Raw genomic sequence first — 26,180 nt, 5'->3', positions numbered from 1 at the left:
GGCGACATCGCCACGCGCCTTGGCCGGTGGCCACCGGCCAAGGCGCTAAGTCGCTTCCATCGCACAAAATGGTCCCGTGCAGATACAAGGGGTCTCTCTCCGCAAACTCATCTTGTGCAGTTGAATCTGACGAAACAACCCCTCATCCGGCGCTTCGCGCCACCTTCTCCCACAAGGGCAGAAGACAGAAGCTACCGCCCCCTGAAATTCGCCACGCGTCGCTCTTCCGTGGCCTTTACGCCTTCCTTGAAATCCTCCGTGGTGCGGAGGCGAGTCTGCTCGGCGAGCTCGTGATTGGTCGCGGCCATGACACGGTCGGCGAGACCGGCGCGCATCGTGGCGCGGGTGGAGAGCAGGCCGAGTGGTGAGCATTCGGCGATCTCGCCGGCGAGCTTCATCGCGGCCGATTTCACCTGGTCCTGCGGCACCAGCTCGTTGGCGAGGCCCCACTTATAGGCCTCTTCGCCGGTGACACGGCGGCTGGTGTAGAACATCAGCTCGGCGTTGTTCTTCCCGATCAGCTCGGGGAGCGTGGTCGTCAGGCCGAAGCCGGGATGGAAGCCGAGTTTGGTGAAATTCGCGGAGAAGCGTGCCTCGGGGCAGGTGACGCGGAAATCGGCCGACACGGCAAGGCCGAGGCCGCCGCCGATGGCAGCCCCCTGCACGGCCGCGACGATCGGCTTCTTGGCGCGGAAGATGCGCACGGCCTGAATGTAGAGATGATTGATCGGGCCGAGGCTGTCGGCCGGATCACCCTTGGCCTTGTTCTCGGCTTCCTTCGCTTCCTGTGCCTGGCGCGCCGGGTCCTGGAAATTGGCACCGGCGCAGAACGCTTTGCCCTGCGCCGACAGAACCGAGGCGCGGATCTCGATGTCCCGGTCGAACTCGTCGAGCGCATCGGCGATCTGGTTAATCAGCGAGACGTCGAAGAAGTTCAGCGGCGGGCGGCGGATCTCGATGGTGCCGACGTGGCCGACCTTCTCGACGCCGATATCTGTGTACGTGCTCATGATGTCCTCGAAGGTTTAGCGCAGGCCCAATCCGCGCGCGATGATGCCGCGCAGCACCTCGGTGGTGCCGCCCTGGATGGTGAGTTTCGGTGCAGTCTTGATGGCGAAGTCGAGCTGCCGCTCCAGCGTCTCGCGATTGGTTGCGGTTTCCTCGACAAAGGCGGCGAGATCGCGCACGCGATGCGGAAGCTGCTGCTCCCAGACCGTGCCGATGTCCTTGACGATCGAGGCTTCGACCACCGGCTCCTTGCCGGCCTGCAGCATGCCGGCAACCGACACCGACATGCGCCGCATGGTGTGAAGCTGTGCCACGAGCCGGCCGATGCCTTCGGCGCTGCGCGTGTCCGGATTGGGACCGACCGCGCGGACCAGCTCGGTCAGCACGTAGTAGGTCTCCAGGAAGCGCTCGGGCCCCGACCGTTCATAAGCGAGCTCTGATGTCGCCTGTTTCCAGGCACCGTCGACCTCGCCGAGCACGTGATCATCGGGAATGAAATGATCGGTGAAGACCACCTCGTTGAACTCGTACTGGCCGGTGATCTGGCCGATCGGGTTCACCTTGATGCCGGGCTGCTTCATTCTGACCAAAAACTGAGTGAGCCCGTGACGGCGGTTTTCCTTGGTCGGTGGCGAGGTGCGGAAGATCGCGATCATGTAGTCGGCGATATGCGCCGACGAGGTCCAGATCTTGGTGCCGTTGATGAGATAGCCGCCGTCGGTCTTGGTCGCGCGGGTCTTCGCCGCGAACAGGTCCGAACCCGAGTTCGGCTCGCTCATGCCGATGGCGAAGCAGATCTCGCCGCGGCAGATGCGCGGCAGGATCTCCATCTTGATGTGTTCGGGCGCATATTTCAGCAGTACCGGCCCGCTCTGGCGGTCGGCGACGAAGAAGCGTCGTGTGGGCGCGTTGGCGACGCGCATCTCTTCCGTCACGACGTAGCGTTCGAGGAAGGAGCGCTCCTGGCCGCCATATTTCTTCGGCCATGTCATGCCGAGCCAGCCCCGGGCGCCGACCTTGCGGGAAAATTCCGGCACGTCGGTGTCTTCGCGGTTGGGCTTGTGCGGATCGAAGGTGCCGGCGGCGATTTCCTCGGCGAGGAAGGCGCGCACTTCCTTGCGCAATTGCTCGCACTTCTCGGGCAGGCGGATGGGATCGAAACGAAGGGCAGCGGTCATGTGTTTCTCTCCTGGATCAGCGCGACGCCACGAGCGGCCACAATTCGTCGGCACCTCTGGAGGCGACCAGCTTGCCGAGCTCGACCGCCCAGTAGCTCTCCGAGCCGAAATCGTCGCGCCAGGCCAGCGCGCGCAGCGAATAGCGGTGCAGGATGTGCTCCATCGTGAAGCCGATCGCGCCATGGACCTGATGGGCGATGCCACCGCCCTTTTCCGCCGCCTCCGCGCAGCGGATCTTGGCCGCGGCGGCTTCGAGATAGATCTCGTCGTTGAAAGACTTTGCATTTGCGATAGCATCGGCGGCCGACGTTGCGGCCGCAAGCGCCGCGGCGGATTCGCCGGCGAGGCGGGCAAGATTGTGCTGCACCGCCTGGAATTTCGAGATCTTCTTCTCGAAGGCGACGCGCTCGTTGGAATAGCGTACCGAAATATCGAGCATGGATTCCAGTGCGCCCGCAATCTGAAGGCTGCGGGCGACGCCGCCCATCAGCATCAAGGTGGTCTGGTCAACGGCATCAGGCGCGGTCTTGATGGTGACGGGCTGCACCTTGTCCAGCGTCACCGTATCGCTCTGGTCGTAGCCGACATTGAGCCCGGATTCGATCCGAGCCTTGCTCGCTTCGATCAGCGCGATGGAGATGCCGTCCTTGCCCTGGGCCAGCACTGCAAAGTGCTTCGCTGTTTTGGCAAAAGGCACGCCGCGAGCGCGACCGGAGAGCGTGCCGTCGGCATCGATCGCGATACGATCATTTGGAGAGGCCGGAAGCACCGTCATCTCGCCTTCGGGCGAGGTGATCTTCGCCCGCGCCAGCAGCCAGCCGGCCAGCATGGTTTCGGCGAGGGGAACCGCGACGGCGAAGCGGCCGGCGGCGTTCAGCAGCGCAAAACCGTCCGCAAGGCTTGCGCCGGAGCCGCCGAGCTCGTCCGGCACCCAGGACAAGGGCAGGCCGGCTTCGCTCAGCGCCTGCCATAGCGGCGCCCGCCACGTACCCTTCTTGTCGTTGTTGATGGTTTGCGGATCGGCGAGATCGGCGAAGATTTTTTCCGCGGTCTCGACGACGATATTGTCACTCTCCGCCACAGCGTTCCCCGTGTTTTGCCATTGGCGCGTCCCGCCCAAGGGACGGCGCGCAGGTTCTTCTTGCGCCCGATGATCCGAAAAAGCCATGGCTCTGACAAGCATTGATCGCAGATCAATCTGCGGTGTCGGCATGGGCGATAAGCTAATTCCGCTTAGCGGAGTTTGCTCGATTTGCAGGGCGCGGCAAACTCGCTAAACAGGGCCAAGAGTTCGCATTCAATCAAGGGGAAGGAAAACCGGATGGCCAAGGACAGTTTGTGCGCAATCGTGACGGGGTCCGCATCCGGCCTCGGGGCTGCGACCGCAGAAATTCTCGCCGCGAGCGGGGCGCGGCTCGTCATCAACTACTCCTTGAGCCAGAAGGAAGCCGAGGCCACCGCAGAACTCTGCCGCAAGGCGGGTGCGGCGGAAGTGCTGGTCGCGCAGGGTGATGTTTCGAAGGACGACGATTGCCGCAGGATCGTTGCGGCTGCGAGCGGCTGGGGCCGGCTCGACATCCTCGTCAACAATGCCGGCACGACCAAGCACGTCGCTCATGCCGATCTCGACGGATTGTCGGCGGAAGATTTCCAGCGTGTCTATGGCGTCAACACCATCGGCCCATTCCAGATGGTGCGCGCGGCACGGAGCCTGCTCGAGGCCGGGTCGAAGGCGTCGGGACGCCCGTCCGCCGTGGTCAACGTCTCTTCGGTGGCCGGCCTCAGCGGGGTCGGCTCGTCGATCGCCTATGCCGCGAGCAAGGGCGCGCTCAACACCATGACGCTGTCGCTGTCGCGTGCGCTGGCGCCGCTGATCCGCGTCAACACGGTCTGCCCCGGCTATATCGACACGCCCTGGTTCACCAAGGGGCGCGGCGAGGCCGGTGCCAAACAGGTCCGCGACAGCGTGATCGCGAAGGTGCCGTTGAAAGTCGCCTCATCTGCCGAGGACATCGCGCAGCTCGTCTGTTTCCTGGCGATGCCGGCCTCCAGCAACATGACCGGCGAGGTCGTGCGCATGGATGCGGGGATGCATTTGATTACGTGAGATCGTCATTGCGAGCGTAGCGAAGCAATCCAGACTGCCTCCAAGGCAACATTCTGGATTGCTTCGTCGTAAGAACTCCTCTCAATGACGACGAGGAGGCGGATGGGCGTCCTCACGCGACGGCGTGCGACATCATCCCTTGATCACGCCGCTCGCGACCAGCCGGTGCCAGATGAACAGCACCACCACGGCGCCGATCGTGGCCATGATGAAGCCTGCGCCCTGATCCGGACCGTAATGGCCGATGGCCTGGCCGACGAAGGTCGCCAGGAATGCGCCGGCGATGCCGAGGATGGTGGTGAGGATGAAGCCGCTCGGATTGTTCGGTCCCGGCGCCAGAAAGCGCGCGATCAGGCCGGCGACGAAGCCGACGACGATGATCCACAACAGACCGCCCAGGCTCATGTCAGTGCTCCCCTTGTCGAATGCGCAGATCCCAACCGAATCAAATCCGTCCCGCGATCTCGTTCTCGGTCGGCAGCCGTCCGTCGGGCGTCAAATGATCGACCACGCGCGGCAGGTACTGGCTGAGGCCGGAGAGCAGCTCATCGCGCGACAGGCCGCTCTGGGCTGACAGGCTGTCGATCTGGTCAGCCCCGAGCGCATTGGCGAGATCGCCGGGTGCGATCGGTTTGTTCTCGCCCTTGCTGACCCACGAGTTCGCCGTGTCGCCGTGCCCGCTTTGCTGGAGCTGGTTGAGCAGATCGCCGAGGCCGCCGCTCAGGACGCTGCCGGCGGCGCCGCCCGCGAGCAGGCCGCCGAGTCCGCCCTTGAGCACGTCACTCAGGCCACCACTTGTGCCTGCATTCACCGGCGGCGGCGCGGGCGCCGGCGATGGTTGCGGCGCTGAGCCGGACTGGGGCGCGCTGAAATGCTTGAACGCCTTCCAGGCGAGCAAGCCAAGGATCGCCATGGTCATCGGCGACATGCCGCCGGAGGACTGTTGTGAACTCGGGGTGCTCGGGCCGCGGGGTCCGTTCTGCATGCCGTTGAGGACGTCGAGTAGACCCATAGCGCTCTCCTTTGGCGTCTCGCTGGCGAGCTCTCGCCGGTGACAAGCCCCCGGGGCAAAAACATATGGGGCTCTCATGACGGTTACAAGGCAGGTGAGCTTTGGCTGCGGTGGGCAGGCAGCCTCGCCTCTGTGTCCTGGCTCTGCTATCGAAGGCCGGTCATTCAGGGAGCAAGTCAGGTGACGGATCGACCGATCGTGGTGGCCGGTGCAGGCGCCATCGGCTGTTTTGTCGGAGGCCAGCTGGCGACCGCCGATCGTCGCGTTGCTCTTCTGGTGCGACCGCGGGTGAAGACCGAGATCGAGCGCTTCGGCCTGCGGCTCACGGATTTCGACGGTTCCGAGAAGAAGCTGGAGGCGGGCCGGCTGGCGCTGTCGGAAGATCCCGCGATCTTTCACAGCGCCGGCATCGTGCTGGTCACGGTGAAGAGCGCCGACACGGCTGACATCGCGGATCGGATCGCCCGGCACGCGCCCCAGGATGCGGTCATCGTGTCGCTACAGAACGGCGTCGGTAATGTCGCTGTGCTGAACGAACGGCTTGGCGGTCGGCGCGTGCTCGCCGGCATGGTGCCCTTCAACGTGGTGGCGATGGGCGAGGGTCGCTTCCATCGCTCGAGCTCCGGCGATATCCATATCGGTGAAGATGCGAACAACACTGCTGCTGCCTTGTCGGTGCCCGGTCTCACCATGCGAGCGAGCCGCGACATCACCGGCGTGCAATGGGGCAAGCTGATCATCAACCTGAACAATGCGCTCAGCGCGCTCTCCGATATGCCGCTCGCCGCGCAATTGGCGGACCGCGATTGGCGAAGGCTGTTTGCCGACCAGATGGCCGAAGGCCTGGCGGCGCTGAAGGCTGCCGGCATCACACCGGTATCGGCAATGCCGATTCCGATGAGCTGGACGCCGGCGCTGTTGAGACTACCCGACGTGATCTTCAACGCGATCCTGGGACGCACGATGAAGATCGACCCCGAGGCGCGCTCCTCGATGTGGCAGGACCTGAAGCAGGGCCGCACGACCGAGATCGACTATCTGCAAGGAGCAGTCATTGCTCTCGCTGAGCAGAACCATGTCGGTGTGCCGTTGATGCGCCGCATTGTTGCGCTGGTGAAGGAGGCGGAGACATCAGGCAAGGGGCCGCCGGGGCTTTCGCCCCAGCAGATCCGCGGTGGGACTTGAAAGCGATGGAGGAACGCGATGAGGCATTGTTTGACGATCGGGCTCGCGCTTGCCGCATTCTGTGGCGCATCGACGCTCACCTACGCCCGGCCGCCGACGGTCACGAATTCTCCCGGTTATGACGCGCGCTTGCAGGAGAGCAGGAAGGCGTTGGGCAACTCGCCGACAACGCCTGAGCCCGCGACTCCGCCGGCTTCCACACCCAAGCACGCGAAGAAGAAGCAAAAGCACTGAGTACCTGGCGCCAATATCCCTCCAGTCGTCCTTGCGAGCCAACGGGTCCGCGCGAAGCGCGGCCTCGTTGGCTCGCAAAGGACGGATGTGGAGACAGCTCAGCTCTTCTTCGCCGGCTTGCTCGGCGTCGGGCTGAACAGTTTCTTGATCTCGTTCAGGCTTTCCGATAGCCGGGGCCACTCGCAGGAGAACGAGCCCTTGGTGCAGGGCGCGCCCTTTGATCGTGCACCGACGGACTGCTGCACCTTTGGCCGCTCGACCGGAACGGGGACACGCTCCACCTCGCTTCGCAGCACGACCTGCTGAAGCCGCTGTGCTTGCTGCTCCTGCTGCTCGCGCTGCTGGCGTGCCATCGCCTGGGCCGCCTCATTGCTGCGGCGCTGATCGGCGAGATAGGCGGTGTAGGATTCGTCGATCTTCTTCTGCTCCTCCGGCGTCGGGTTGGGACCCGCGATGTCGAAGGTGCGATCCTGGAGGAAGTCGTAATAGGTGTAGCCGCCGCCCGCCTTGCGTCGGCCGGCGAATTTTGCGTTACACTCGGCGAGCGCTGCGGTCTTCTCGGCCTTGGTTGCGGATTTCTCGGCAGCGTCGGCGCATTCCTCGAAATCGACAGGTGCGCGCTTCCACCATTGTGCGTGGGCATGCGACGGGGTCAGCAGAAAAAATCCTGCTGCGGCAACGAAAAGCGGCGCTGCACGGCGCGATGCAACCACGTCAGACATTCTGCGAGAGCATACCTTGCAAGACTCAACCCCAACTGAGTCGAGACGGATTTTTGCCTCTTTATCGCCAACTTGTCACCCATGGAACCCGAGAATTTCATGGCTGCGATGCTGACATTTTTTGCTTGACGTGGCCCGAGAGTCACAGCCGCACCGCGCATGATGCGCTTAGAATTTTATCGGTTTGTTGCGGCGAGAAAATATTCCACATGAGGGCGCCGATCTGCTTGGCCGCATTTTGGATTGGCGCTGATTTGTGGTCGCGCGCTTGCCGCAGCGGACGACGTTCCAACAACAAGCCGGTGAAGGACCTCGCCGATGCGCCTCTGCCGGTTGGCGGCGAGGGATTATTGCCGTTCTATCTCTCCAGCGACTGGCCGATGCCGCTGCCGGCGATCTCGCGCGCGGTCATCGTGCTGCACGGACATTTGCGCAATGTCGACAGACTGCGGTGCAGAGCGCTGATGCCGGCACCTTGCAGGCTTGCGCCTTGAAGGTCCAGTTCCGCCTGTTACAGTTCGTCTCGCGAGGCGCCTCATCCTGAGGCGGCGCCAAGAAGACGAAGTGGAAACGCCTGATGTTGCTGCCCTTGTCCGATGTGCCGCGCTGGTACGCTCAACGCAAACCCGAAGGCACGATCGCCGTCCAGCACGGGCAGGACAGACTGACGTGGGACCAGCTCGAGCGCGGCGCCAACCGGCGCGCGCGGGCATTCGCGGCGAAGGGCGTCAAGCCCGGTGATTTCGTCGCGATCGGACTGCCGAACGGCAATGCGTTTTTCGAGACCACGTTTGCGGTGTGGAAATGCGGCGCGACGCCGACCTCGCTGTCATGGCGGTTACCGCGCGGCGAAGCGGCCGCCGTGCTCGACATTCTCAAGCCCGCTCTGGTGGTCGGCGGCGAGGCCGACTGGAATGCGCCGAACCGTCTGCCTGCGGACTTCGCGCCGGAGGGATTTTCCGACGAGTCGCTCGATCCACCGGTGGCGCGCTACTGGAAGGCCATGACCTCAGGCGGATCGACCGGCCGGCCCAAGGTGATCCTCGATCACCATCCGGCCGTGACTGACACGGCTGCCGCGCTGCCGCTCAACATGCCCTTCGGGGCATCGCTGCTCAATCCCGGTCCGCTGTACCACAATGCGCCGTTCATCGTGTCGCACTATGCGCTGTTCGGCGGCGGCAAGCTCACCGGTCTCGTCAAGTTCGACGCCGAGGAGACGCTGCGGCAGATCGAGCGCGAGCGCGTGCAATGGGTCAATTTCGTGCCGACCATGATGCACCGGATCTGGGCGCTGCCGGACAACGTCCGCAATGCCTATGATGTGTCGAGTTTGCAGACCGTATTCCACATGGCAGCTCCCATGCCGCCGTGGCTGAAGGAGAACTGGATCGCCTGGCTCGGGCCTGAGCGGGTGTGGGAGCTCTACGGCGGCACCGAGCGGCAGGGCGCCTGCATCATCTCCGGCAGGGAATGGCTGACGCACAAGGGCTCCGTCGGCAAGATCGGCGAGATGGCCAAGCTCCGTATCATCGGCGAGGACGGCAAGGACGTTGCGCCCGGCGAGACCGGCGAGATCTATTTCCTCAACAATGACGGCAAGGACGCCACCTATCACTATCTCGGCGCCGAACCGAAGCGGCGCGCCGACGGCTGGGAATCGCTCGGCGACATCGGCAGGCTGGATTCCGAAGGCTATCTCTATCTCGGTGATCGCCTCGCCGACATGGTGCTGCGCGGCGGCGCCAACATCTATCCTGCAGAGGTGGAGGCTGCCGTCTCCGAATGTCCCGGCGTGCGCTCCTGCGTGGTGGTGGGCTTGCCGGATCCGGAACTCGGCCAGCGCGTCCACGCCATCATCGAGCCGGAGGCGAATGCGAACGGCCAGGCCATCGCGGATGGCATGGCGGACTTCCTGAAGGACAGGCTCAGCCGCTACAAGCATCCCGAGAGCTTCGAGTTCGTCAGCGCGCCGCCGCGTGACGATTCCGGAAAGGTTCGCCGCACCCTGTTGCGCGACGAGCGCGCGGCGTGGATGAAGGAAGGACGCGCGTTTCGCATCATGCCTGCGAAGGTGCCGGTGCACGCCGAATAGGACATCACAGAAGGACCGAACTCATGCCGATTACCATCGCGGCCAACCGCGTGCCGAAGCCGCCGGCCGAACTCATCGAGGGCTTCAGGAACGCGCCGACGTCGGTCATTTCAGACAATCTCAGCCGACTGCCGGGCGCGGTCGGGCTCAAACCCTATCACCGCAGCGGCAAGCTGGTCGGCGCGGCCTTCACGGTGCGCACCCGGCCGGGCGACAATCTCGCCATCCATCGCGCGCTCGACATGGTCGGTCCCGGCGACGTCATCGTGGTCGATGGCGGCGGCGACGAAACCCGGGCGCTGGTCGGCGAGATCATGAAGAACATCGCGCAATGGCGCAAGGCGGAGGGATACGTGATCGACGGCGCGATCCGCGACGTCGCGGCCTTCGCCGGCGACGACTTTCCCTGCTTCGCCCGCGCGGTGATTCATCGCGGCCCTTACAAGAACGGCCCCGGCGAGATCAACGTGCCCGTGACGATCGGTGGCAGCGTGATCGCGCCCGGCGACATCGTTGTGGGTGACGAGGACGGCGTGGTGTCGTTCCCCGCCGCCGGCGCGGCGGCGCTGCTGGAGGCGGTGCGTGTCCAGATCGGACGGGAGAAGGAAACCCTGAAGGCGATCCGCGAGGGCCGCTACCAGGGGGCCTACGGCAAGTCCTGATCGGGCCCATGTTGCCGAGCGAAGGGCTTCCGATTCGGTCCTCGCTTTGATATGTACAGCTCCAGGCAACCTGCCTTATCGGCGGGTTCCGCGGTCCCGTAGCTCAGCCGGATAGAGCGGCGGTTTCCTAAACCGTAGGTCGCATGTTCGAGTCATGCCGGGATCGCCAGCCTTCGTCTGCTACGTGCAACACGGGCGACCCGACACCTAAGCGAGCGACGAAGAGACGCGCTCCAGGGAGCCCGCAGCCTTCTTCCGCCATCCCAAGCTAATCATGTCGTAGGTCATCCCATGTTCGGGGTCAAAGCCGGCGTGCTCAAGCCGGAGATCCGTGCCCCCAGTCGACGGGAGCCTGAGTGTCCAGGTCACGATCGAATCCAGAGGTCCTCGCTCTTCCCAAAGCGATCCTGGCCCACTTCCACTTCACGCACGCGGGGGGCGCGGCAACGCGCAGGAATCATCGACCAGTCTTGAGTTGGACGTCAGACTGATCGGGGCTCTTCTGAGCGGCGGATGGGGCGGCCGCCCGCGTTCGTCCAGGCCATGTCTGAAGGCCCGGCAGGAGCCGTTCGAAGGTGATGAAATGAAGAACAAGCCAGATCAGTACGCTCCGCAACACACTCGCAGTGCGTCCCCCCATCACGAAAAGCATCTGATGATCGTTCGCATCGAGGAGGAAGAGCGCTGCGAACCGACCGATCGCAACGGCTTGTGCGAAGGTTGAGAAGCTAAATGGTCGGATAAGCAGGCCCTGGTTCCGGGCGATGACCTGTTCCGCCGCATAGACACCCGAAACGGCCGCTGCCAATGCAGATGCGCGAAACGGCGCTCCCGTCGGTCCATTCGGGTGCGCACTATCGCCGACGGCGAGAATCGTGGGATGAGACACCGACCTCAAATCAGTTCCGACGACTACGCGATCTTGAGCATCAACCTCCAGGCCCGCCTGCCTTGCAATCGGGGGAGCACGCATGCCTGCCGCCCAGATGCATATGTCGAAAGGAAAGCGCCGCCCGCTGGCGGCAATCGCCGCATCGCTCTCAATCTCAATGACACGTTCGTTGTCGACAAGCTCGACGCCCAATCTCGTCAGGTCGCGTCTGACGACGGATTGAACCTTGGCGCTGCTGAAATCGCCAGCGCTCGTGGCGCTCAATAGCGTCACGCTCATGTTGGGCCATGTCGACTTGGCTTCGCCCGCAGCCTCGACGGAAAGCGGTCCGCCGCCAACAGCAAGTACGCGCGCGGGGCGTCCAGCAATTTCATGAAGCGCGGCTCGCAACGCGGCGGCAGACCGCGGGCCCTCACCCGGATCAAGGCGAAAGGCATGCTGTCGCGCGCCGGGGGCATTGTCGGTGTCGACATGTGAGCCCAGCGCATAGATCAGTTGCGCGAAGGCAATGGTGCGCGGCGAACCGTCCTCTTCGATCGCGACCTCATTCCGTACCGGATCGAGCGACAGCACGCGGGCACGTATGAACTGGACGTTGGTGCGGCGCAAATATCTTGAAAGGGACGCGATCCGCGGTTTGACCGGAGCAACCATCGACTCCTGCAGTCGAACTCGCTCGACGAACTGCTCATCATTATTCACCAGTGCAACGCGAAGCCCAAGCCGGCGTCGACCCATTCGAAGAGCAGCCATCATACCGGCGTATCCAGCCCCCAGAACAACGACGTCGTAGACTTCATGACTTGAACCGAGTGATGGCGACATCAATGACTTCCTCTGCACGCGCACTTTCCGTTTGGAGAAGAGGCTAGGCGTAGCGCGACGCAGCCATGGCGAGCACTGCGACTGCGAGAAGAGCAGCCGCGCCGCGATAGCCCGTGGCCAATTGCGATCGCGCCCCTGCCTCATCGCCCGAGGATGTCCGCAGCCTGCGCAACGCGCTACGAATGACCGTTATGTGAATAACGAGCGCGACGATTGCCGCCACGGCGCCTGCGGCCAAAAGCTGCTCCGTGGGCCCAAATGAACCCTCGTGCAACGCTTTCCAGAGGTAAGCGCCTGACAGCACTGCCACGGCAGCCGCGCCCAGCTGCGGAGCGAACAGTTGCTGACGATCATTCCCCGTCATCCGAGCGCATGCGAAGGTCGAGCCGGCCCAGAACGTGGCAGCGAGAATGTGGAGCGAAATGGCTATAACCAGAACTGGCTGCATCGGGATTCGCCCTTTTGCGCGAAACGATTTGGATATACACTATGTATATTGAAATTCAAGAGGCGGAGCGTGCCTAAGCGTGCGTATGTCAGCGTGGCGCGAGCCGAGGCCGCCGCCGCGAAGCGGGACCAGGTCATTCAGGCCGCCGCACGGTTCCTTCGCGAGGAGGACAGCATCATCACCTTTTCGCTCGACGCAGTCGCAAAAGCGGCAAATGTGACGCGCTTGACCGTCTACAACCAATTCGGCTCGAGACGCGGACTGCTCGAAGCAGTCTTTGATGATATCGCCCACCGGGGTGGGCTCGCACGCCTGGAGGGCGCCGCCGCCTACCCCGACCCTGAAAAGGGCCTTGAGATGATGGTTCGGATCTTCTGCGAATTTTGGGGCAGCGACCCGGCTGTGGCGCGTCTTCATGACGCCATGGCGATTGACCACGAGTTCGCCCAAGCACTCGTGGCGCGGAACGAGCGTCGGCGGCCCCTTATTGGAGAATTGATCACACGAATAGCTGCCGAAGACACGCCGAGCATCGTCAAGCGCGACGTTGTCGATCTGATTTACGTCCTTACCAGCTGCGCAACGTTTCGGATGCTCTCGGGCGGGAGAACTGCCGCCGAGACCGGTGCCTTGCTCACGAGCGCCACGAAGGCAGCCGTGGCCAAGATCAAGTGAAGGGCATGCAAGCGGGCGAACTCAGCCGTGAAAATCGACAAGGCAAACCAACCAAGTCAGTCTCAGCCGACGTTTCCTGATGGAAAAATGTCCGTCGTCTTTCATCAGGACCCGATGGTCACTGATCGCAGCCGATTTGCTTGGATCTTGTGAAAATTGCTAACAAAGCGGCCCGGTCTGGAAGACACATTCCGGCCCGGTCTGTGCGTGCTGATATCCGGAGCCAATGATGCCTTTCGATTTGATCCTGCGCGGCGGGCGGGTGATCGACCCCTCCCAGAAGCTCGATGCCGTGACGGACGTCGCATTCTCGGATGGCAAGGTTGCCGCCGTCGGCAGCGGCCTCAAGGCCGATCCGGCGACCGAGATTCGCGACGTCTCGCGGCTCATCGTGACCCCAGGGCTGATCGATCTCCATACCCATGTCTATTGGGGCGGCACTTCGCTCGGCATCGATGCCGAGGAATTCTGTCGTACCTCCGGCGTCACCACCTCGGTCGACACCGGCAGCGCCGGCCCCGGCAATTTCGCGGGCTTCCGCAAGCATGTCATCGAGCCGAGCCAGGTCCGCATCCTGGCTTATCTACACGTCTCCCATGCCGGCATCTTCGGCTTCTCGCATCGGATCATGGTCGGCGAGAGCGAGGAATTGCGGCTGATGAATCCGATCGAGGCGGCCAAGGTGGCCGATGCCAACCGCGATGTCATCGTCGGGATCAAGGTGCGCGTCGGGCTGCATTCCTCGGGCACATCAGGGGCGGTGCCGCTCGACATCGCGCTTCAGGTCGCCGACGAGGTCGGCATGCCCTTGATGGCGCATATCGACCATCCGCCGCCGACTTATGAAGAGGTGCTGGCCCGCCTTCGGCCCGGCGACGTGCTCACCCATGCCTTCCGTCCCTTCCCGAATTCGCCGGCGACGGCGCAGGGCACGGTGAAGAAGGCGGTGCTGGACGCGCGCGAGCGCGGCGTGCTGTTCGACATCGGCCACGGCAAGGGCTCGTTCGCGTTCAAGACCGCGCGCGCGATGTTGGCCAACGGCTTCTATGCGGACACGATCTCATCGGACATCCATCAACTCTGCATCAATGGCCCGGCCTTCGACCAGGTGACGACGATGTCCAAGTTCCTGTGCATGGGCATGGAGCTGTCGGATGTGATCGCCGCCTCGACGGTGAATGCCGCGATGGCGCTGCGGCGGCCCGAGCTCGGCAGCCTCAAGCCGGGCAGCGTGGGCGATGCGACGCTGATCTCAGTTAAGCAGGGCCAGTTCGACTATGAGGACGTCGTCGGCGAGCACCTGATCGGCGATCGCAAGATCGTCTCGGAAGGCGTCATCATCGGCGGCCGCTGGTGGCATCCGAACTAGGTTTGCTGGCGATAGAATTGCAGCAGCCGCGCGCCTTCCGGTGAGAGCCAGTCGGGCGCGCCCGCGATGTAGCCTTCGACCCGGCCGCTCGTCCCGACGAGATACGTGATGGGCATGCCGATGATTGGGAACATCTCGGTGGATGCTTGCGCCGCCGCACCATAGGTGTCGGCATAGCAGGCGAGGTCTCTTACGCCGAGGCTGCCCAAGAACGTGCGGACCTCGCGCAGATCCTTCGTGTCCGTGCAGATCGCGACGATGTCGAGCCGGTCGGGCCGCGATCCCGCAAGGCGCGCCAGCGTCGGCAGGTCGAGGCGGCAGGCCGCGCACCAGGTGGCCCAGAAGTTCACCAGGGTGATGCGTCCAGGCTTCGCCGACACGGTAGCATCCCGGCCGCTCGGGTCTTGCAGTCTGAGCTGGGGCATCGCTGCGCGCGGCCGCACCACCGTGAACTGGCTGCGGCCGGCTTCGAATACCGGCGGCCAGCTGTCCTGCGCGCGGCCCGCGCGCAGGGAGGCAAGAAGCGTCGGCGCTGCGATCAGGAGCGATCGCCGTGACATCACGCGAGGCCTCTCACGCATGGATATAGGCCCAGCCCTTGAGTTGCAGGTCGACGACGCGTCCGATGCCGAAGGGCACGAGGTTCGTGCCCGGGATCAGCGGAATCGAGACCTGCTCCTTGGCTTCCGCGATCGCCTTCGACGAGGCGCACATGCTGTAGGTGAGGTTGGGCAGCGATTGCCGCAGCGTTGCGAGCGGCTCGACCAGCGGCGTCTTGTCCGCGCGGAAGACGTCGATGCCCTTGCCGTTGGCGACGACCTCGATCAGCAATCGCGCGCCCTTCTCGGCAAAGTGCTTGGCGAGATTGGCCGAATAGCTGATGGCGTGTCCCATCACATGAGGCTCGTTGCTGTCGATCAGGATCACGACGCCGTCGGCGAGGCGATCCTCCTTGGCCGCGGCCGCGCCGCCGGCCGTGAGGATCGCAGTGCCCGCGAGCAGGCCCCTGCGGGACCATCCATTGGCTCGTATCATAGCGGGTAGGGTCCCGCCACTTTAGAACTGACGTGGCGTGATCGGCGCCTTGCTGTTGCGCCCCCACAGCACGAACAGGCTGAGCGCCAGCAGGACCAGGTTCAGCGGCGTCACCTCGGCTTCGCCGCGCGAGAGGTGGAACACGAGCGCGAACACCTGCAGCACGGAGCAGCCGAGCGCAGCGAGTACGGTCAGGCGCGGCAGGATGCGCGTCAGGGCCGGCAGGAGAACGCCGATGCCGCCGGCGAGATCGACCAGCGCGATGAAGCGAACGAACGTTTCGGAATACTGGCCGGCCCAAGGCATCATCGCGGCCAGCTGGGGAATGGGCGTGGTGAGCTTGACGAACCCCGCGCCGATGAAAGCGAAGGCGATGAGGATCTGCGCGGTCCAGAGGCCGATGCGAAGAGGGCGTCCGGGAGTGGCGGTCTCAAGGGTAGTGGTCGACATGGTGGTTCTCCGGAATGTGGGGCTGCCACCATTTGATAGTTTCCCCATTTTTGATCATTATCGCTTCCGGGATTGGTTCGTTTCCTGGATGTTGATAGTCTTATGGATTCCCTAGTCAGCATGAGGGTGTTTTGCCTGGTCGCGGAGCTGAAGAGCTTTGCGAACGCGGCGCAGCGCCTGCGCATTTCGCCGGCCATGGCGAGCAAGCACGTCATGCAGCTCGAGAAGCGGCTGGGCACGCGGCTGCTCAACCGGACCAGCCGGCGCGTCAGCCTGAGCGAGAGCGGCGCACTCTATTTCGAGCAGGCGCGGCAGATGCTGGATTCACTCGACGAGGTCGAGGCCGTCGTCAGCAACGCGACCGTCGTGCCGCACGGCACGCTACGGATGACGGCGCCAGTGTGGATGGCGAACGCGATGTTCGCGGGTGTGCTGGCAGATTACCAGACGCGCTATCCTGAGGTGCGCCTCGACATCGATCTCAGCGGACGGCTGGTCAACCTCGTCGAGGAGGGATTCGATCTTGCGTTGCGCGCGACCGGTACGCCAGACGAGGCGCTGATCGCGCGCCCCATCACGGGCGTCCCGTTCTACATGGTGGCCGCACCCGCTTTCCTCAAACGTGCGGGGCGCCTGAGGACCTTCGCCGATCTCTCAGGAATCCCGCTGTTGCACTATGCGCTCTATCCCGGCGAGAGCTTTTCCTTCACCGGTGAGAACGGACCTGAGACCGTCAAGCTCAATCCGGTGCTGCGCAGCGGCAACGAAACGCTGCTGCACATGGCTGCTCTCGAAGGCATGGGCCTCGCCTTCCTGCCGAAATGGCTGGTCGCCGACGATATCGCCAGCGGACGGCTCGAGCACGTCCTGCCCGAGCATATCATCTTCGTCGGCAAGCTGTTCGCGGTCTATCCCAGCCGCAAATACCTCTCCGCAAAGGTGAGGACCTTCATCGACTTCATCGCCGCCGACAAGCGGATGAAATAGGCTGACTACAGCGACCTTGCGATCAACAGCTTCATGATTTCGTTGGTGCCGCCATAGATCTTCTGGATGCGGGAATCGATGAAGATGCGCGAGATCGGGTATTCCTGCATGTAGCCGTAGCCGCCGAACAGCTGGAGGCATTCGTCGGCGGTCTGGACCTGCTTGTCCGAGCACCAATATTTCGCCATCGACGCCGTGACGGTGTCGAGGTCCTTGGCGACCAGCCGCTCGATGCACCAGTCGACGAAGACGCGCGCGATCAGCGCTTCGGTCTTGCGCTCGGCCAGCGTGAAGGCGGTGTTCTGGAAGTCGAGCAGCGGCTTGCCGAATGCCTTCCGCTCCTTGGTGTATTCGGTGGTGAGTTTCACGGCCCGCTCCATCGCGGCGACGGCGCCGACCGCGAGTGCCAGCCGCTCCTGCGGCAATTGCTGCATGAGCTGGACGAAGCCTTGGCCTTCCTCCTTGCCGAGGAGGTTTTCCGGCGGAACCGTGACATTGTCGAAGAACAGCTCGGACGTGTCGGAGGCGTGCAGGCCGATCTTGTCGAGGTTGCGCCCGCGCTTGTAGCCGTCTACGCTTGCGGTCTCGACCACGATCAGCGAAATTCCTTTTGCCCCGGCTTCGCCTGTGCGGGCGACTACGATGACGAGATCGGCGGCCTGACCGTTGGTGATGAACGTCTTCTGGCCGTTGATGACGTAAGAATTGCCCTGCTTCTTCGCGGTGGTCTTGACGGCCTGCAAATCCGAGCCGGTGCCGGGCTCGGTCATGGCGATGGCGCCGACCATCTCGCCCGAGGCCATCTTGGGCAGCCAGCGCTTCTTCTGCTCCTCCGAGCCGTAATTGAGAATGTAATGGGCGACGATGGCACTGTGCACGGAGACGCCGGTCGTCAGCTCCGGCACGGTGCTTTCGAGGTCGTCCAGCACCGCGGCGTCGTAGGCGAACGTCGCGCCGAGGCCGCCATATTCCTCCGGCACGCTCGCCAGCAGTGCGCCCATCTCGCCAAGCCCGCGCCAGGCGAAGCGATCGACCATCTTCTGCTCGCGCCATTTTTCGGCGTGCGGCGCCAGATCCTTGGCGAGATATTTCCGGAACTGGTTGCGGAAGACGTCGAGCTCTTCGGTCATCCAGGAGGAGCGGTAGGACATGGTCACCCTCGGTCGATCTTGTCGTAAACGCGCGTGCGCATCATGCGTGCCACAACGGTCAAGGCGGGCGCAAGCCCGCCCGCCGTAGTACGCCAACCCCGGGTGGCGATAATTGTGTTTTCAGGCTGATGGTTATCCCGCCTGCGCGGTCTTGCCGCCATCGATGACGAATTGGCCGCCCGTCGTGTAGGGATGATCGTCCGAGGCGAGCACGAGCGCGAAGGCCGCGATCTCCTCGGCGGTCGCCACCCGCTGCATCCCCGGCACATGGCTTTTGGCCCATTGCGCGATGGCGATGTGCCAGGCCGCATCGGGCAGATTTTCCATACCGGCAAGCCTGCGGATGAACGGCGTATCCGTCGTGCCCGGGATCAGCGTATTGATGCGGATGCCGTGCTGGGCATATTCGAGTGCCGCGGCCTGGACCATGCCGACAAGCCCGCGTTTGGCCGCCGAATAGGCCGAGCGCTTCGCCGTCGTGGCAATGGCGTTGGATGACGAGGTGACGACGATCGATCCGCCCTTCTCCAGCATGTGCGGAATCTGGTACTTCATCGACAGGAATACGCCGCGCAGATCGGTATTGATCACATCGTCGAATTCGGCTGCGCTGTACTGATGCAGCGGTTTCTCGATGGAAATTCCGGCATTGTTGAAAGCGACGTCGAGGCGGCCATGAAGATCGATCGTCTTGTCGACCATTGCCTTGACCTCGGCCTCGTTGCGGACGTCGGCCCGGACGAATGCCGCGTCGCCGCCGCGCGCCTTGATCTGGTCTTCCACCTTCGCTCCGCGCTCGACATTGCGTCCGCAGAACACCACCTTGCCGCCTTCGGCGGCGAACATCAGTGCGGCAGCGCGGCCGATGCCGGACGTGCCGCCGGTCACGATGATGACCTTGTCGATGAAACGCTGGCGGCCGCTCGGTTTCTGCTGGGGCAGCGCCGCACCCTGACCGAGCGCTACGCCGCCGACGAGACCGCCGAGGGCGCTCGTCAGCATACCCAGCACAGCGCCGCCGACCAGATGGCGCCGTTTCATCGGAGAGGTCGCGGTGCTAGGCTCGGTTTCGGTCATTTCGAACTCCAGGGCCGGTCAATCTAAACAGTGTTAAGATAGATAGGCCTCAATCTGAACAGTGTCAAGTTTACGCATGACGAAACCGATCGCGCCCGCGCGCGCCAAGCCGAGCCACAAGGTTCCGAAGCCGGAAGCCGGCTATCATCATGGTGAGCTCCAGGAAGCCCTGATTGCGGCCAGCGAGGCCATTCTCGCCGAGCAAGGGGCCGAAGGGTTCACCCTGCGCGAAGCTGCCCGCCGCGCCGGCGTGTCTCCGGCCGCGCCGTCGCATCATTTCGGCAATGCGCAGGGTCTTTTGACCGAGGTGGCAATCCGCGGCTATGCAGCGCTGGCCGGCGCTCTGAGAGACGCTGCGTCCCGCAAGCAGGGTGCGCGCGAAAAGCTCCACGCCCAGGGCCTCGCCTATGTCGAATTCGCGCTGAAGCATCCTGGCCGCTTCCAGATGATGTTTGCCAACAAGCGCCTCGTCGCGGACGATCCGCGTCTCAGGCAGGCAAGCAGGGCGGCCGGCCACGAGTTCGAAATCATCATCGCCGAGCTCGTCGGTGGGACGCCGAGGCAGGCGAAGACCGCCGCCGCGGCCGCCTGGTCCACCGTTCACGGTTTTGCCAAGCTGGCTCTTGAGGACAAATTCGGTCCAGTGAAGAGCGAGGCCGGAGACCGCAAGATCATGACGACACTCAATCACGTCCTGAACTATCTCTGGCCGGCGAGCCGCTAAAGCGTTTTCTGGCGAAGCGGGCAAGGGTTCGCGTGAAGAAAACGCTCAAACAGAATGAGAGCTATCGAAGGGTGACGCGTCATGACGGCCAAGGCGACAGAGCTCAAGCTCGACATCGAACGGATCGGCACGGTCTCGGCGATCCTGACGCAGCCTGCCAATGCGCGCGCGTGTTACGTGCTGGCGCACGGCGCCGGTACCGACATGCGGCATGTGTCGATGGCCAAGGTCGCGGAAGGCCTGGCGGACCGCGGCATCGCCACGCTTCGCTTCAATTTTCCTTACATGGAAAACAAGCTGGGACGTCCCGACCGGCCGGCGGTCGCGCACGCCGCCATCCGCGCGGCGGTCGATGAGGCGGCGCGGCTGTGTCCCGGCATGATGCTCGTCGCCGGCGGAAAGTCGTTCGGCGGCCGCATGACGTCGCAGGCGCAGTCCAAGGCTCCCTTGCCCGGCGTCAAGGGACTCGCCTTTCTCGGCTTCCCGCTGCATGCCGCCAAGAAGCCGTCGAGCGAGCGCGCTGAACACCTTGCCGGCATCGCAATTCCCATGCTGTTCCTGCAAGGCACGCGCGACGGGCTTGCCGATCTCGGTCATCTCCGGCCCGTCATCGACGCGCTTGGGGCGAGGACGACGCTGCATGAGGTCGAAGGCGGCGATCACTCCTTTGCGGTGCTGAAGAAGTCCGGTCGCACGAATGAAGACGCGTTGGCCGAGGTGCTCGACACGCTTGCGGCCTGGATCGACCAGATTTGAGACTTAGGCCGAATAAAGCCCCTTGTCGCGCGCCTTCTGGATCGCAAGCGCGGCAATCAGGTCGAGCGTCGGCGTCGACAGGCCGGCGGTGCGCGCGAAGGCGGCGGGCGCCTTCACCAGCACGTCGATCTCCATGGCGCGGCCGAGCTCGTAGTCCTGCAGCAGCGACGGCTTGTGGTTGGGCGCAGGCCCGCTGCGGGTCACGCGCTTGACCTCGGGGATGAAGTACTGCGCGATCTCGTTGGCCTCGTTCAGCATGCGCGGGATGACTTCGGAGAACGCCGGATCGTCGCGCACGCCGCGCGCGGTCTGGCCGGTGAGCAGGCACAGCACCGACAACGACATGTTGGTCAGCAGCTTTGACCAGATCGCCTCGCGAATCTCGGCGACCGGCGGCGATTCCAGCCGCGCGTCCTGGAGGACGCCGCGGAGTTTGGTGATGCGTTCACAATTGCGGTCGTCGCATTCCCCGATCAAGAGGCGGTTACGATCTGGCGTCAGGTTCTGCACCACGCCCGGCGCGATGACCTCGTTGGAGGAGAAGACAACACCGCCAACGATGCGTTCTTTCGGAATGCAGGCGCGCAAGCGGCCGCCTGGATCAAGGAACGAGATATCGGGCGGCGTCGGGTGCCGCGGCGGCAGGCCGATACCGTACCACCAGGGAATGCCGTTCTGGGCGAACACGATCGCGGTGTCGTCCTGCAGCAGCGGCTTGATGCTGGAGACCAGTCCGGTGAGCGCGGTGGCTTTCAGCGTCGAGATCACCACGTCCTGCGGGCCGAGCTGGGCCGGATCGCCCGAGGCGTTCACCTTGACGGAAACCTCAGAATCGCCGACGCGGAGCTTGAGGCCGTTGGCGCGCGCCGCCTCCAGATGCGCGCCGCGCATCACGCACGACACCTCATGGCCGGCGCGCGCCAGCCGTACCGCGATGTGGCTGCCGACGGCGCCCGCGCCGAAAATGCAGATGCGCATAATGATTCTGTCCTTGACCTCGAAGTGTCGCCCGGCGTCAGCATGACACAAGCCGCCATGCGATGGGCGCGACCGCCCCACGCCGGAAAGATATGGATCGAGGCGTGGGGGCTCGGCCATAGTGCGCGGCCAACAATCCGACCGGAGGATCGCCGATGAATGCCAACCCTGTGCTGTGGACCCTCGATGAGCGTGGGGTTGCGACCGTCACCTTGAACCGGCCGGAGGTCAACAACGCCTATGACGGTGCCCTGATCGCCGGCGTGCTCGCGGCGATCGACGAGCTGGGCAAGAAGCCCAATCTTCGTATCGTCGTGCTCAAAGGGAACGGCAAGCATTTCCAGGCCGGCGCCGACCTCAAATGGATCAACGGCGTCCGGCCGCAATCGGCTGAGGCTAACGAGGCGGCGTCGCGGGCGACGTTCGAGGCCGTGCAGCGGCTCAACACGCTGCCGATACCGACGGTGGCCCTGGTGCAAGGTGGCTGCTTCGGTGGCGGCACCGGCGTGATTGCAGCCTGCGACGTCGTGATCGCCGCCGACAACGCCCTGTTCTCCATCACCGAGGTGCGTTGGGGCCTGACCGCGGCGATCATCATCCCGCAGCTCTGCGACGCCATTGGTGTGCGGCAGGTCCGCCGTTACGCGCTGACAGGCGAACGTTTCGGCGCCGAGGACGCCCGCCGCATCGGTCTCGTCCACGACGTCGTGCCGCTGGCTGATCTCGATGCCGCAGGCAGCAAGGTGGTCGAGCAGTTGCTCGCCAACGGCCCGGAGGCCCTGGCCGAGACCAAACGTCTGGCGCTGGAAAGCTCGTTCGGCGGAATGGCAGTGGACGATGCGGCTTACACGCGGCTCGTGCAGCTGCATTCCCTCAAGCGCCAGAGTGCGGAGGCGGCGGAGGGACTGGCCTCGTTCGCCGAGAAGCGCGCGGCGAAGTGGGGCGGCGGGAAGGGTTGACCGCGCACGCCGTCGTCGTCGTCGCCCGGCTTGACCGGGCGACCCAGTACGCCGCGGCTTCTCCGTATCCCTTTGGCGTCTCTGGAATACTGGATCGTCCGGTCAAGCCGGACGATGACAGCGGGGCTAAGCCACGCTTCTCTCAAGTCCATCCTTCGAGAGCAAACCGTCATGTTGTGACAGCGGCGCGACCCGGCCTATAGCGACGGCGCGAGTGAGGTTTTCAGCAAGGTCAGCAGCGCCTGCACCGCAGCCGCATTGCGCCGCCGCTCGGGGATCGCGGCCTTCACCCACAATTCCGGAATCGGAAAGTCGCGCAGCACCTGTTTCAGTGCGCCGTCACGCAACGCATCCGCAACCAGATAATGCGAAATCAGCGTGATGCCGTTGCCGGAGATCGCGCTGCGCGCCAGCACATGTCCTTCGTTCGACGACAGTAGCGGGCTGACCTGGATGCTGATGCGGCCGCGCGGCCCGTCAAAGATCCATTCCGGGCCTGTCGGCATGAAGCTGAGGCAGCGATGTTCGACGAGGTCGCGCGGATGCTTGGGTGTGCCGTGCTTCTTCAGGTATGCCGGCGAGGCGCAGAGCAGTCGCTTCAACGGCACCAGCGGCTCGTCGACGACGCCACCGAAGGAATGCGGAAAGGCGCCGATCGCGATGTCGAAGCCTTCGGCAACAGGGTCGACCGGGCGGTCGATCAGCACGATCTCGAGCTTCAGCCGAGGGTTCTGTGTCTGGAAGGCGCTGAAGGCATCCGCGAGCCGTGCGACCGTCAGCGAGGTTGGCGCCTTGATGCGGAGATGATCGACGAGATCGTGACCTTTCTCGCCCATGCGCGAGAGCAGATCGGTGGCGTCGGTCACGACGCCGCGCGCGCGATGGACGTAGCGTTGCCCCGCCTCGGTCAGCCGCAACTGGCGGGTCGAGCGATGAAACAGCGAGATGCCGATCCGCGTCTCCAATTGCGTGACGCGTTTTGCAACGACCGAGGTCGAGACGCCGAGCTTTCGCGCGGCGGCCGAGAAACCCGCCGCGTCCGCAGTCGCAAGGAAGGCCTGCAGGTTCACGAGGATGTCCATTTGACCTTTCTCGATTCGCGAAAGCTGATCGTCTATTTTGGTGGATTGTAGCTCGTTGCGAGTTAATTCATAGTCGGCCCAAGCAAGGAAGTTGGGACGGGACGCGCGATGCGGGCCACGATGATCGAGGAACCGGCACGTCAGGTGCCGCTCTATGGCGAATATGAAATCGTGGTCCTCGGCGGCGGCCCGGCCGGCATCGTCGCTGCGGCCTCAGCCGCGCGCGCGGGGCGCAAGACGCTGCTGATCGAGCGCTATGGTTTTCTCGGCGGCATGGGCACCGCGGCCGGCGTCACCAATTTCTGCGGTCTGCATGGCAATGTCCATGGCGAGGCCGTCAGGCTGGTGCAGGGCCTGGCATCCGATCTGCTGGCGCGGATCGATCATCTGAACGGCCTCAACGCGCCGCATCTGATCCTCGGCAAGGTCTTTGCCCAGGCCTATGACACCGCGGCCTACAAGATCGCGGCCGACGAATTGCTGGCGAGCCACAAGGTGCACATTCTCTTCCATGCGCTCGGCGCCGGCGTTGTGATGGGTGATAACAACCGCATCGATGCACTGATGGTTGAGACCAAGGCGGGCCGGCAGGCGGTGCGCGCAGAGATTTTTATCGATTGTTCCGGCGACGGCGATCTCGCCGTCTGGGCCGGTGCGCCGTTCGAGATCGGCGACGAGCATGGCCATCCCCTGTACCCGTCGATGATGCTGCGCCTCAACGGCATCGACCCCGTAAGGGCGGGCGATGCCTGGCGGACCATTCCGCAATTGATGGAAGCGGCCACGGTGGCCGGCACCCACAAATTCCCGCGCAAGAGCGCAATCGTGCGGCCGCAGAAATCCGGCATCGAATGGCGGGTGAACTTCACGCAAGTCGCCCGCGAGGACGGTCATGCCATCAACGGTGTCGAGCCCGACGATCTCACCCGCGGCGAGATCGAGGGCCGCAGGCAGGCGCTGGCCGCGTTCGAATTCCTGCGCGCCGTGCCGGGCTTTGAAAAATCCTACATCGTCGACCTGCCGCCCCAGCTCGGCATCCGCGAGACCCGCCGCATCAAGGGCCGCTACCAGCTCAGCGGCGAGGACGTGCTCGGCTGCGCCTCGTTCGAGGATTCCATCGGCGTCAATGGCTGGCCGATCGAAGCGCATGTGCCCGGCGACGTCGTTTTCACCTTTCCGCCGATCCCGGAATCGCGCGGCTACAACGAGCTGCCATACCGGATGCTGGTGCCCGAAGGCGTCAACAATCTTCTTGTCGCCGGCCGCTGCGCCTCGATGACCCATGAAGGTCAGTCGGCGGCGCGGGTGTCCGGTGCCTGTTTCGTGATGGGGGAGGCCGCTGGTTCCGCGGCCGCGCTGTCGCTGTCCGGAAACCGGATTCCACGCGAAATCCCCATTGAAAAATTGCAGGAAACGTTGAAACAACAGGGCGCCTTCATCGGGCGGGATCAGCCCGTGCCAAGGGGCCTGTAAACGGACTGCAAGAAGAACCATTGGAGGAAGCGGGATGATCGGGATTGCGCGGCTCGCGGCAGCCAGCCTTTTGGCGATGATGGCGATGAGCACGGCCCAGGCCGAGGACGCACTGAAGGCCAAGATCGGCGTGCTCCGCCTGTCGTCGTCCGCGCCTGTTTTCATCGCGCAGGACAAGGGTTACTTTCGCGAGGCCGGCCTCGACATCGAGCTCAAATTCTTCGACGCGGCGCAGCCGATCGCGGTTGCTACCACCTCGGGAGACGTCGATTTCGGCGTCACCGCCTTCACCGCGGGTCTCTATAATCTCGCCGGCAAGGGCGTGCTGAAGGTGATCGGCGGCATGAGTCGCGAGAAGCCCGGCTATCCCTTGATCGGCTATTTCGCCAGCAACAATGCCTACGCCGCCGGCCTGAAGACGCCGAAGGATCTCGCCGGCAAACGCATCGCGATGACGCAGGTCGGATCGAGCTTTCACTATTCGCTGGGCCTGCTCGCGGACAAATACGGCTTCAAGCTTTCGGACGTGAAGATCGTGCCGCTGCAATCATTGTCGAACGCAGCCGCCGCGCTGAAGGGCGAGACCGTCGATGCGGCGCTGCTGCCGGTCTCGACTGCACGAAAGCTGATGGACGAAGGCGGTGCAAAATTCCTGGGCTGGGTCGGCGACGAGACGCCCTGGCAGCTGGGCGCGGTGTTCGCCTCGCCGAAGACGCTGGCCAACAAGGCACTGGTGACGAAATTCCTTGGCGTCCTCGCCAAGGCCGATCGCGAATATCATGACGTCATCCTGGCCTCGATGAAGGATGGTGTGGCCCCGATCAACGACAAGACAAAACCGCTGCTGGAGATCGTCGCGAAGTACACCAATTTGCCGGTCGAGCAGGTGGTCGGCAACTGCGCTTATATCGACCCGGACGGCAAGCTCGACGTCAAGAACGTCGACAATCAGATCAAATGGCTCCAGCAGCAGGGGTTTGCCGACAAGGGCTTTGATGCGGATACGATCATCGCCAAGGATTATGTGAAGGCGGATTGATGATGCGTGGGCGACTCTCTCCCCGTCATCCTGCGGTGCGAGTAGCGCAGTGTATTG

General features: G+C 63.9%; 28 protein-coding genes and 1 tRNA gene. 14 read left to right on the top strand and 15 right to left on the bottom strand.

The features are described from left to right. Positions 1–191 precede the first annotated feature (191 nt). The 3 genes from XH88_RS06245 to XH88_RS06235 are packed head-to-tail and all read right to left on the bottom strand — an operon-like array spanning position 192 to position 3,267. Positions 192–1,010: an enoyl-CoA hydratase/isomerase family protein gene (locus XH88_RS06245; protein WP_271614543.1), complete on the bottom strand. Its 819-nt coding sequence runs from the start codon at positions 1,008–1,010 to the stop codon at positions 192–194. 15 nt (positions 1,011–1,025) lie between these two features. Next, a complete protein-coding gene (locus XH88_RS06240; RefSeq protein WP_271614542.1) occupies positions 1,026–2,186 on the bottom strand; it encodes an acyl-CoA dehydrogenase family protein in 1,161 nt (386 codons plus the stop codon). A 16-nt stretch (positions 2,187–2,202) separates the two neighbouring features. Next, positions 2,203–3,267, bottom strand: coding sequence for an acyl-CoA dehydrogenase family protein (locus XH88_RS06235; protein WP_271614541.1), 1,065 nt, complete (start codon positions 3,265–3,267; stop codon positions 2,203–2,205). A 240-nt stretch (positions 3,268–3,507) separates the two neighbouring features. Here XH88_RS06235 and XH88_RS06230 point away from each other — a divergent pair, with 240 nt between their 5' ends. Then, positions 3,508–4,293, top strand: a complete 786-nt coding sequence (locus XH88_RS06230) for an SDR family NAD(P)-dependent oxidoreductase (protein ID WP_271614540.1) — start codon at positions 3,508–3,510, stop codon at positions 4,291–4,293. Positions 4,294–4,425: 132 nt separating this feature from the next. Here XH88_RS06230 and XH88_RS06225 read toward each other — a convergent pair whose 3' ends face one another. Both XH88_RS06225 and XH88_RS06220 read right to left on the bottom strand, forming a co-directional pair. Next, a complete protein-coding gene (locus tag XH88_RS06225; protein ID WP_271614539.1) occupies positions 4,426–4,698 on the bottom strand; it encodes a GlsB/YeaQ/YmgE family stress response membrane protein in 273 nt (90 codons plus the stop codon). A 40-nt stretch (positions 4,699–4,738) separates the two neighbouring features. After that, positions 4,739–5,305 carry a YidB family protein gene (locus tag XH88_RS06220; protein ID WP_271614538.1) on the bottom strand — a complete coding sequence of 189 codons (567 nt, stop codon included), beginning with the start codon at positions 5,303–5,305 and terminating at the stop codon, positions 4,739–4,741. A 180-nt stretch (positions 5,306–5,485) separates the two neighbouring features. Between XH88_RS06220 and XH88_RS06215 the strand changes: the two genes are divergently transcribed. Continuing rightward, positions 5,486–6,490, top strand: coding sequence for a 2-dehydropantoate 2-reductase (locus XH88_RS06215; protein WP_271614537.1), 1,005 nt, complete (start codon positions 5,486–5,488; stop codon positions 6,488–6,490). Positions 6,491–6,822: 332 nt separating this feature from the next. On the opposite strand, the gene XH88_RS06210 is transcribed toward XH88_RS06215, so the two are convergent. Next, positions 6,823–7,446, bottom strand: coding sequence for a hypothetical protein (locus XH88_RS06210; protein WP_271614536.1), 624 nt, complete (start codon positions 7,444–7,446; stop codon positions 6,823–6,825). Positions 7,447–7,700: 254 nt separating this feature from the next. Here XH88_RS06210 and XH88_RS06205 point away from each other — a divergent pair, with 254 nt between their 5' ends. The 4 genes from XH88_RS06205 (at position 7,701) to XH88_RS06190 (ending at position 10,372) form a co-directional block, all read left to right on the top strand. After that, positions 7,701–7,940: a hypothetical protein gene (locus XH88_RS06205; RefSeq protein WP_271614535.1), complete on the top strand. Its 240-nt coding sequence runs from the start codon at positions 7,701–7,703 to the stop codon at positions 7,938–7,940. Positions 7,941–8,023: 83 nt separating this feature from the next. Then, positions 8,024–9,541 (top strand): AMP-binding protein, encoded by a 1,518-nt coding sequence (locus XH88_RS06200; RefSeq protein WP_271614534.1) that lies wholly within the window; start codon positions 8,024–8,026, stop codon positions 9,539–9,541. Positions 9,542–9,564: 23 nt separating this feature from the next. Continuing rightward, on the top strand, positions 9,565–10,203 hold the full coding sequence (locus XH88_RS06195; RefSeq protein WP_271614533.1) for an RraA family protein: 639 nt from the start codon (positions 9,565–9,567) through the stop codon (positions 10,201–10,203). Between the two features lie 92 nt (positions 10,204–10,295). Beyond that, a tRNA-Arg gene (locus XH88_RS06190) sits at positions 10,296–10,372 on the top strand. 288 nt (positions 10,373–10,660) lie between these two features. Here the strand turns inward: XH88_RS06190 and XH88_RS06185 are convergent. Both XH88_RS06185 and XH88_RS06180 read right to left on the bottom strand, forming a co-directional pair. Continuing rightward, on the bottom strand, positions 10,661–11,920 hold the full coding sequence (locus tag XH88_RS06185; RefSeq protein WP_271614532.1) for an NAD(P)/FAD-dependent oxidoreductase: 1,260 nt from the start codon (positions 11,918–11,920) through the stop codon (positions 10,661–10,663). Between the two features lie 43 nt (positions 11,921–11,963). After that, a complete protein-coding gene (locus XH88_RS06180; protein ID WP_271614531.1) occupies positions 11,964–12,368 on the bottom strand; it encodes a hypothetical protein in 405 nt (134 codons plus the stop codon). 69 nt (positions 12,369–12,437) lie between these two features. On the opposite strand from XH88_RS06180, the gene XH88_RS06175 reads away from it, so the two are divergent. Next, entirely contained in the window at positions 12,438–13,043 is a 606-nt protein-coding gene (locus XH88_RS06175) for a TetR/AcrR family transcriptional regulator (protein ID WP_271614530.1), read from the top strand. Positions 13,044–13,272: 229 nt separating this feature from the next. Continuing rightward, positions 13,273–14,412, top strand: a complete 1,140-nt coding sequence (locus XH88_RS06170) for an amidohydrolase/deacetylase family metallohydrolase (protein ID WP_271614529.1) — start codon at positions 13,273–13,275, stop codon at positions 14,410–14,412. Here the strand turns inward: XH88_RS06170 and XH88_RS06165 are convergent. Genes XH88_RS06165 through XH88_RS06155 form a run of 3 tightly spaced genes read right to left on the bottom strand, consistent with a single transcriptional unit; the run spans position 14,409 to position 15,897 of the window. Continuing rightward, positions 14,409–14,972 carry a TlpA family protein disulfide reductase gene (locus tag XH88_RS06165; protein ID WP_333909233.1) on the bottom strand — a complete coding sequence of 188 codons (564 nt, stop codon included), beginning with the start codon at positions 14,970–14,972 and terminating at the stop codon, positions 14,409–14,411. The two genes, XH88_RS06170 and XH88_RS06165, sit on opposite strands and share 4 nt — an antisense overlap. A 13-nt stretch (positions 14,973–14,985) precedes the next feature. After that, on the bottom strand, positions 14,986–15,447 hold the full coding sequence (locus tag XH88_RS06160) for a DsrE family protein (protein WP_271614527.1): 462 nt from the start codon (positions 15,445–15,447) through the stop codon (positions 14,986–14,988). Positions 15,448–15,468: 21 nt separating this feature from the next. Beyond that, positions 15,469–15,897: a DoxX family protein gene (locus XH88_RS06155; RefSeq protein WP_271614526.1), complete on the bottom strand. Its 429-nt coding sequence runs from the start codon at positions 15,895–15,897 to the stop codon at positions 15,469–15,471. Between the two features lie 102 nt (positions 15,898–15,999). On the opposite strand from XH88_RS06155, the gene XH88_RS06150 reads away from it, so the two are divergent. Further along, positions 16,000–16,884 carry a LysR family transcriptional regulator gene (locus tag XH88_RS06150; protein ID WP_271614525.1) on the top strand — a complete coding sequence of 295 codons (885 nt, stop codon included), beginning with the start codon at positions 16,000–16,002 and terminating at the stop codon, positions 16,882–16,884. 5 nt (positions 16,885–16,889) lie between these two features. On the opposite strand, the gene XH88_RS06145 is transcribed toward XH88_RS06150, so the two are convergent. Next, positions 16,890–18,035 (bottom strand): acyl-CoA dehydrogenase family protein, encoded by a 1,146-nt coding sequence (locus tag XH88_RS06145; protein ID WP_271614524.1) that lies wholly within the window; start codon positions 18,033–18,035, stop codon positions 16,890–16,892. Positions 18,036–18,167: 132 nt separating this feature from the next. Beyond that, positions 18,168–19,112, bottom strand: a complete 945-nt coding sequence (locus XH88_RS06140; protein ID WP_271614523.1) for an SDR family NAD(P)-dependent oxidoreductase — start codon at positions 19,110–19,112, stop codon at positions 18,168–18,170. Positions 19,113–19,188: 76 nt separating this feature from the next. Between XH88_RS06140 and XH88_RS06135 the strand changes: the two genes are divergently transcribed. Together XH88_RS06135 and XH88_RS06130 are read left to right on the top strand one after the other, a co-directional pair. Then, on the top strand, positions 19,189–19,836 hold the full coding sequence (locus XH88_RS06135) for a TetR/AcrR family transcriptional regulator (RefSeq protein WP_271614522.1): 648 nt from the start codon (positions 19,189–19,191) through the stop codon (positions 19,834–19,836). Positions 19,837–19,917: 81 nt separating this feature from the next. Continuing rightward, positions 19,918–20,592 (top strand): alpha/beta hydrolase family protein, encoded by a 675-nt coding sequence (locus XH88_RS06130; protein ID WP_271614521.1) that lies wholly within the window; start codon positions 19,918–19,920, stop codon positions 20,590–20,592. A 3-nt stretch (positions 20,593–20,595) separates the two neighbouring features. Here XH88_RS06130 and XH88_RS06125 read toward each other — a convergent pair whose 3' ends face one another. Next, positions 20,596–21,570: a ketopantoate reductase family protein gene (locus XH88_RS06125; protein WP_271614520.1), complete on the bottom strand. Its 975-nt coding sequence runs from the start codon at positions 21,568–21,570 to the stop codon at positions 20,596–20,598. A gap of 155 nt (positions 21,571–21,725) precedes the next feature. Here XH88_RS06125 and XH88_RS06120 point away from each other — a divergent pair, with 155 nt between their 5' ends. After that, complete coding sequence (locus XH88_RS06120; RefSeq protein ID WP_271614519.1) at positions 21,726–22,529, top strand: enoyl-CoA hydratase-related protein; 804 nt, start codon at positions 21,726–21,728, stop codon at positions 22,527–22,529. Positions 22,530–22,726: 197 nt separating this feature from the next. Here the strand turns inward: XH88_RS06120 and XH88_RS06115 are convergent, their stop codons facing one another. Next, positions 22,727–23,611: a LysR family transcriptional regulator gene (locus tag XH88_RS06115; RefSeq protein ID WP_271614518.1), complete on the bottom strand. Its 885-nt coding sequence runs from the start codon at positions 23,609–23,611 to the stop codon at positions 22,727–22,729. 108 nt (positions 23,612–23,719) lie between these two features. Here XH88_RS06115 and XH88_RS06110 point away from each other — a divergent pair, with 108 nt between their 5' ends. Together XH88_RS06110 and XH88_RS06105 are read left to right on the top strand one after the other, a co-directional pair. Beyond that, positions 23,720–25,084, top strand: a complete 1,365-nt coding sequence (locus XH88_RS06110; RefSeq protein ID WP_271614517.1) for an FAD-dependent oxidoreductase — start codon at positions 23,720–23,722, stop codon at positions 25,082–25,084. 34 nt (positions 25,085–25,118) lie between these two features. Further along, positions 25,119–26,123: an ABC transporter substrate-binding protein gene (locus tag XH88_RS06105; protein WP_271614516.1), complete on the top strand. Its 1,005-nt coding sequence runs from the start codon at positions 25,119–25,121 to the stop codon at positions 26,121–26,123. Positions 26,124–26,180: the final 57 nt, after the last annotated feature.

This window comes from Bradyrhizobium sp. CCBAU 51627 (assembly GCF_028128765.1).
Lineage (GTDB): Bacteria > Pseudomonadota > Alphaproteobacteria > Rhizobiales > Xanthobacteraceae > Bradyrhizobium.
Note: the sequence above shows the minus strand (reverse complement) of the source record. Positions and strands in the feature narration are given on the sequence as shown.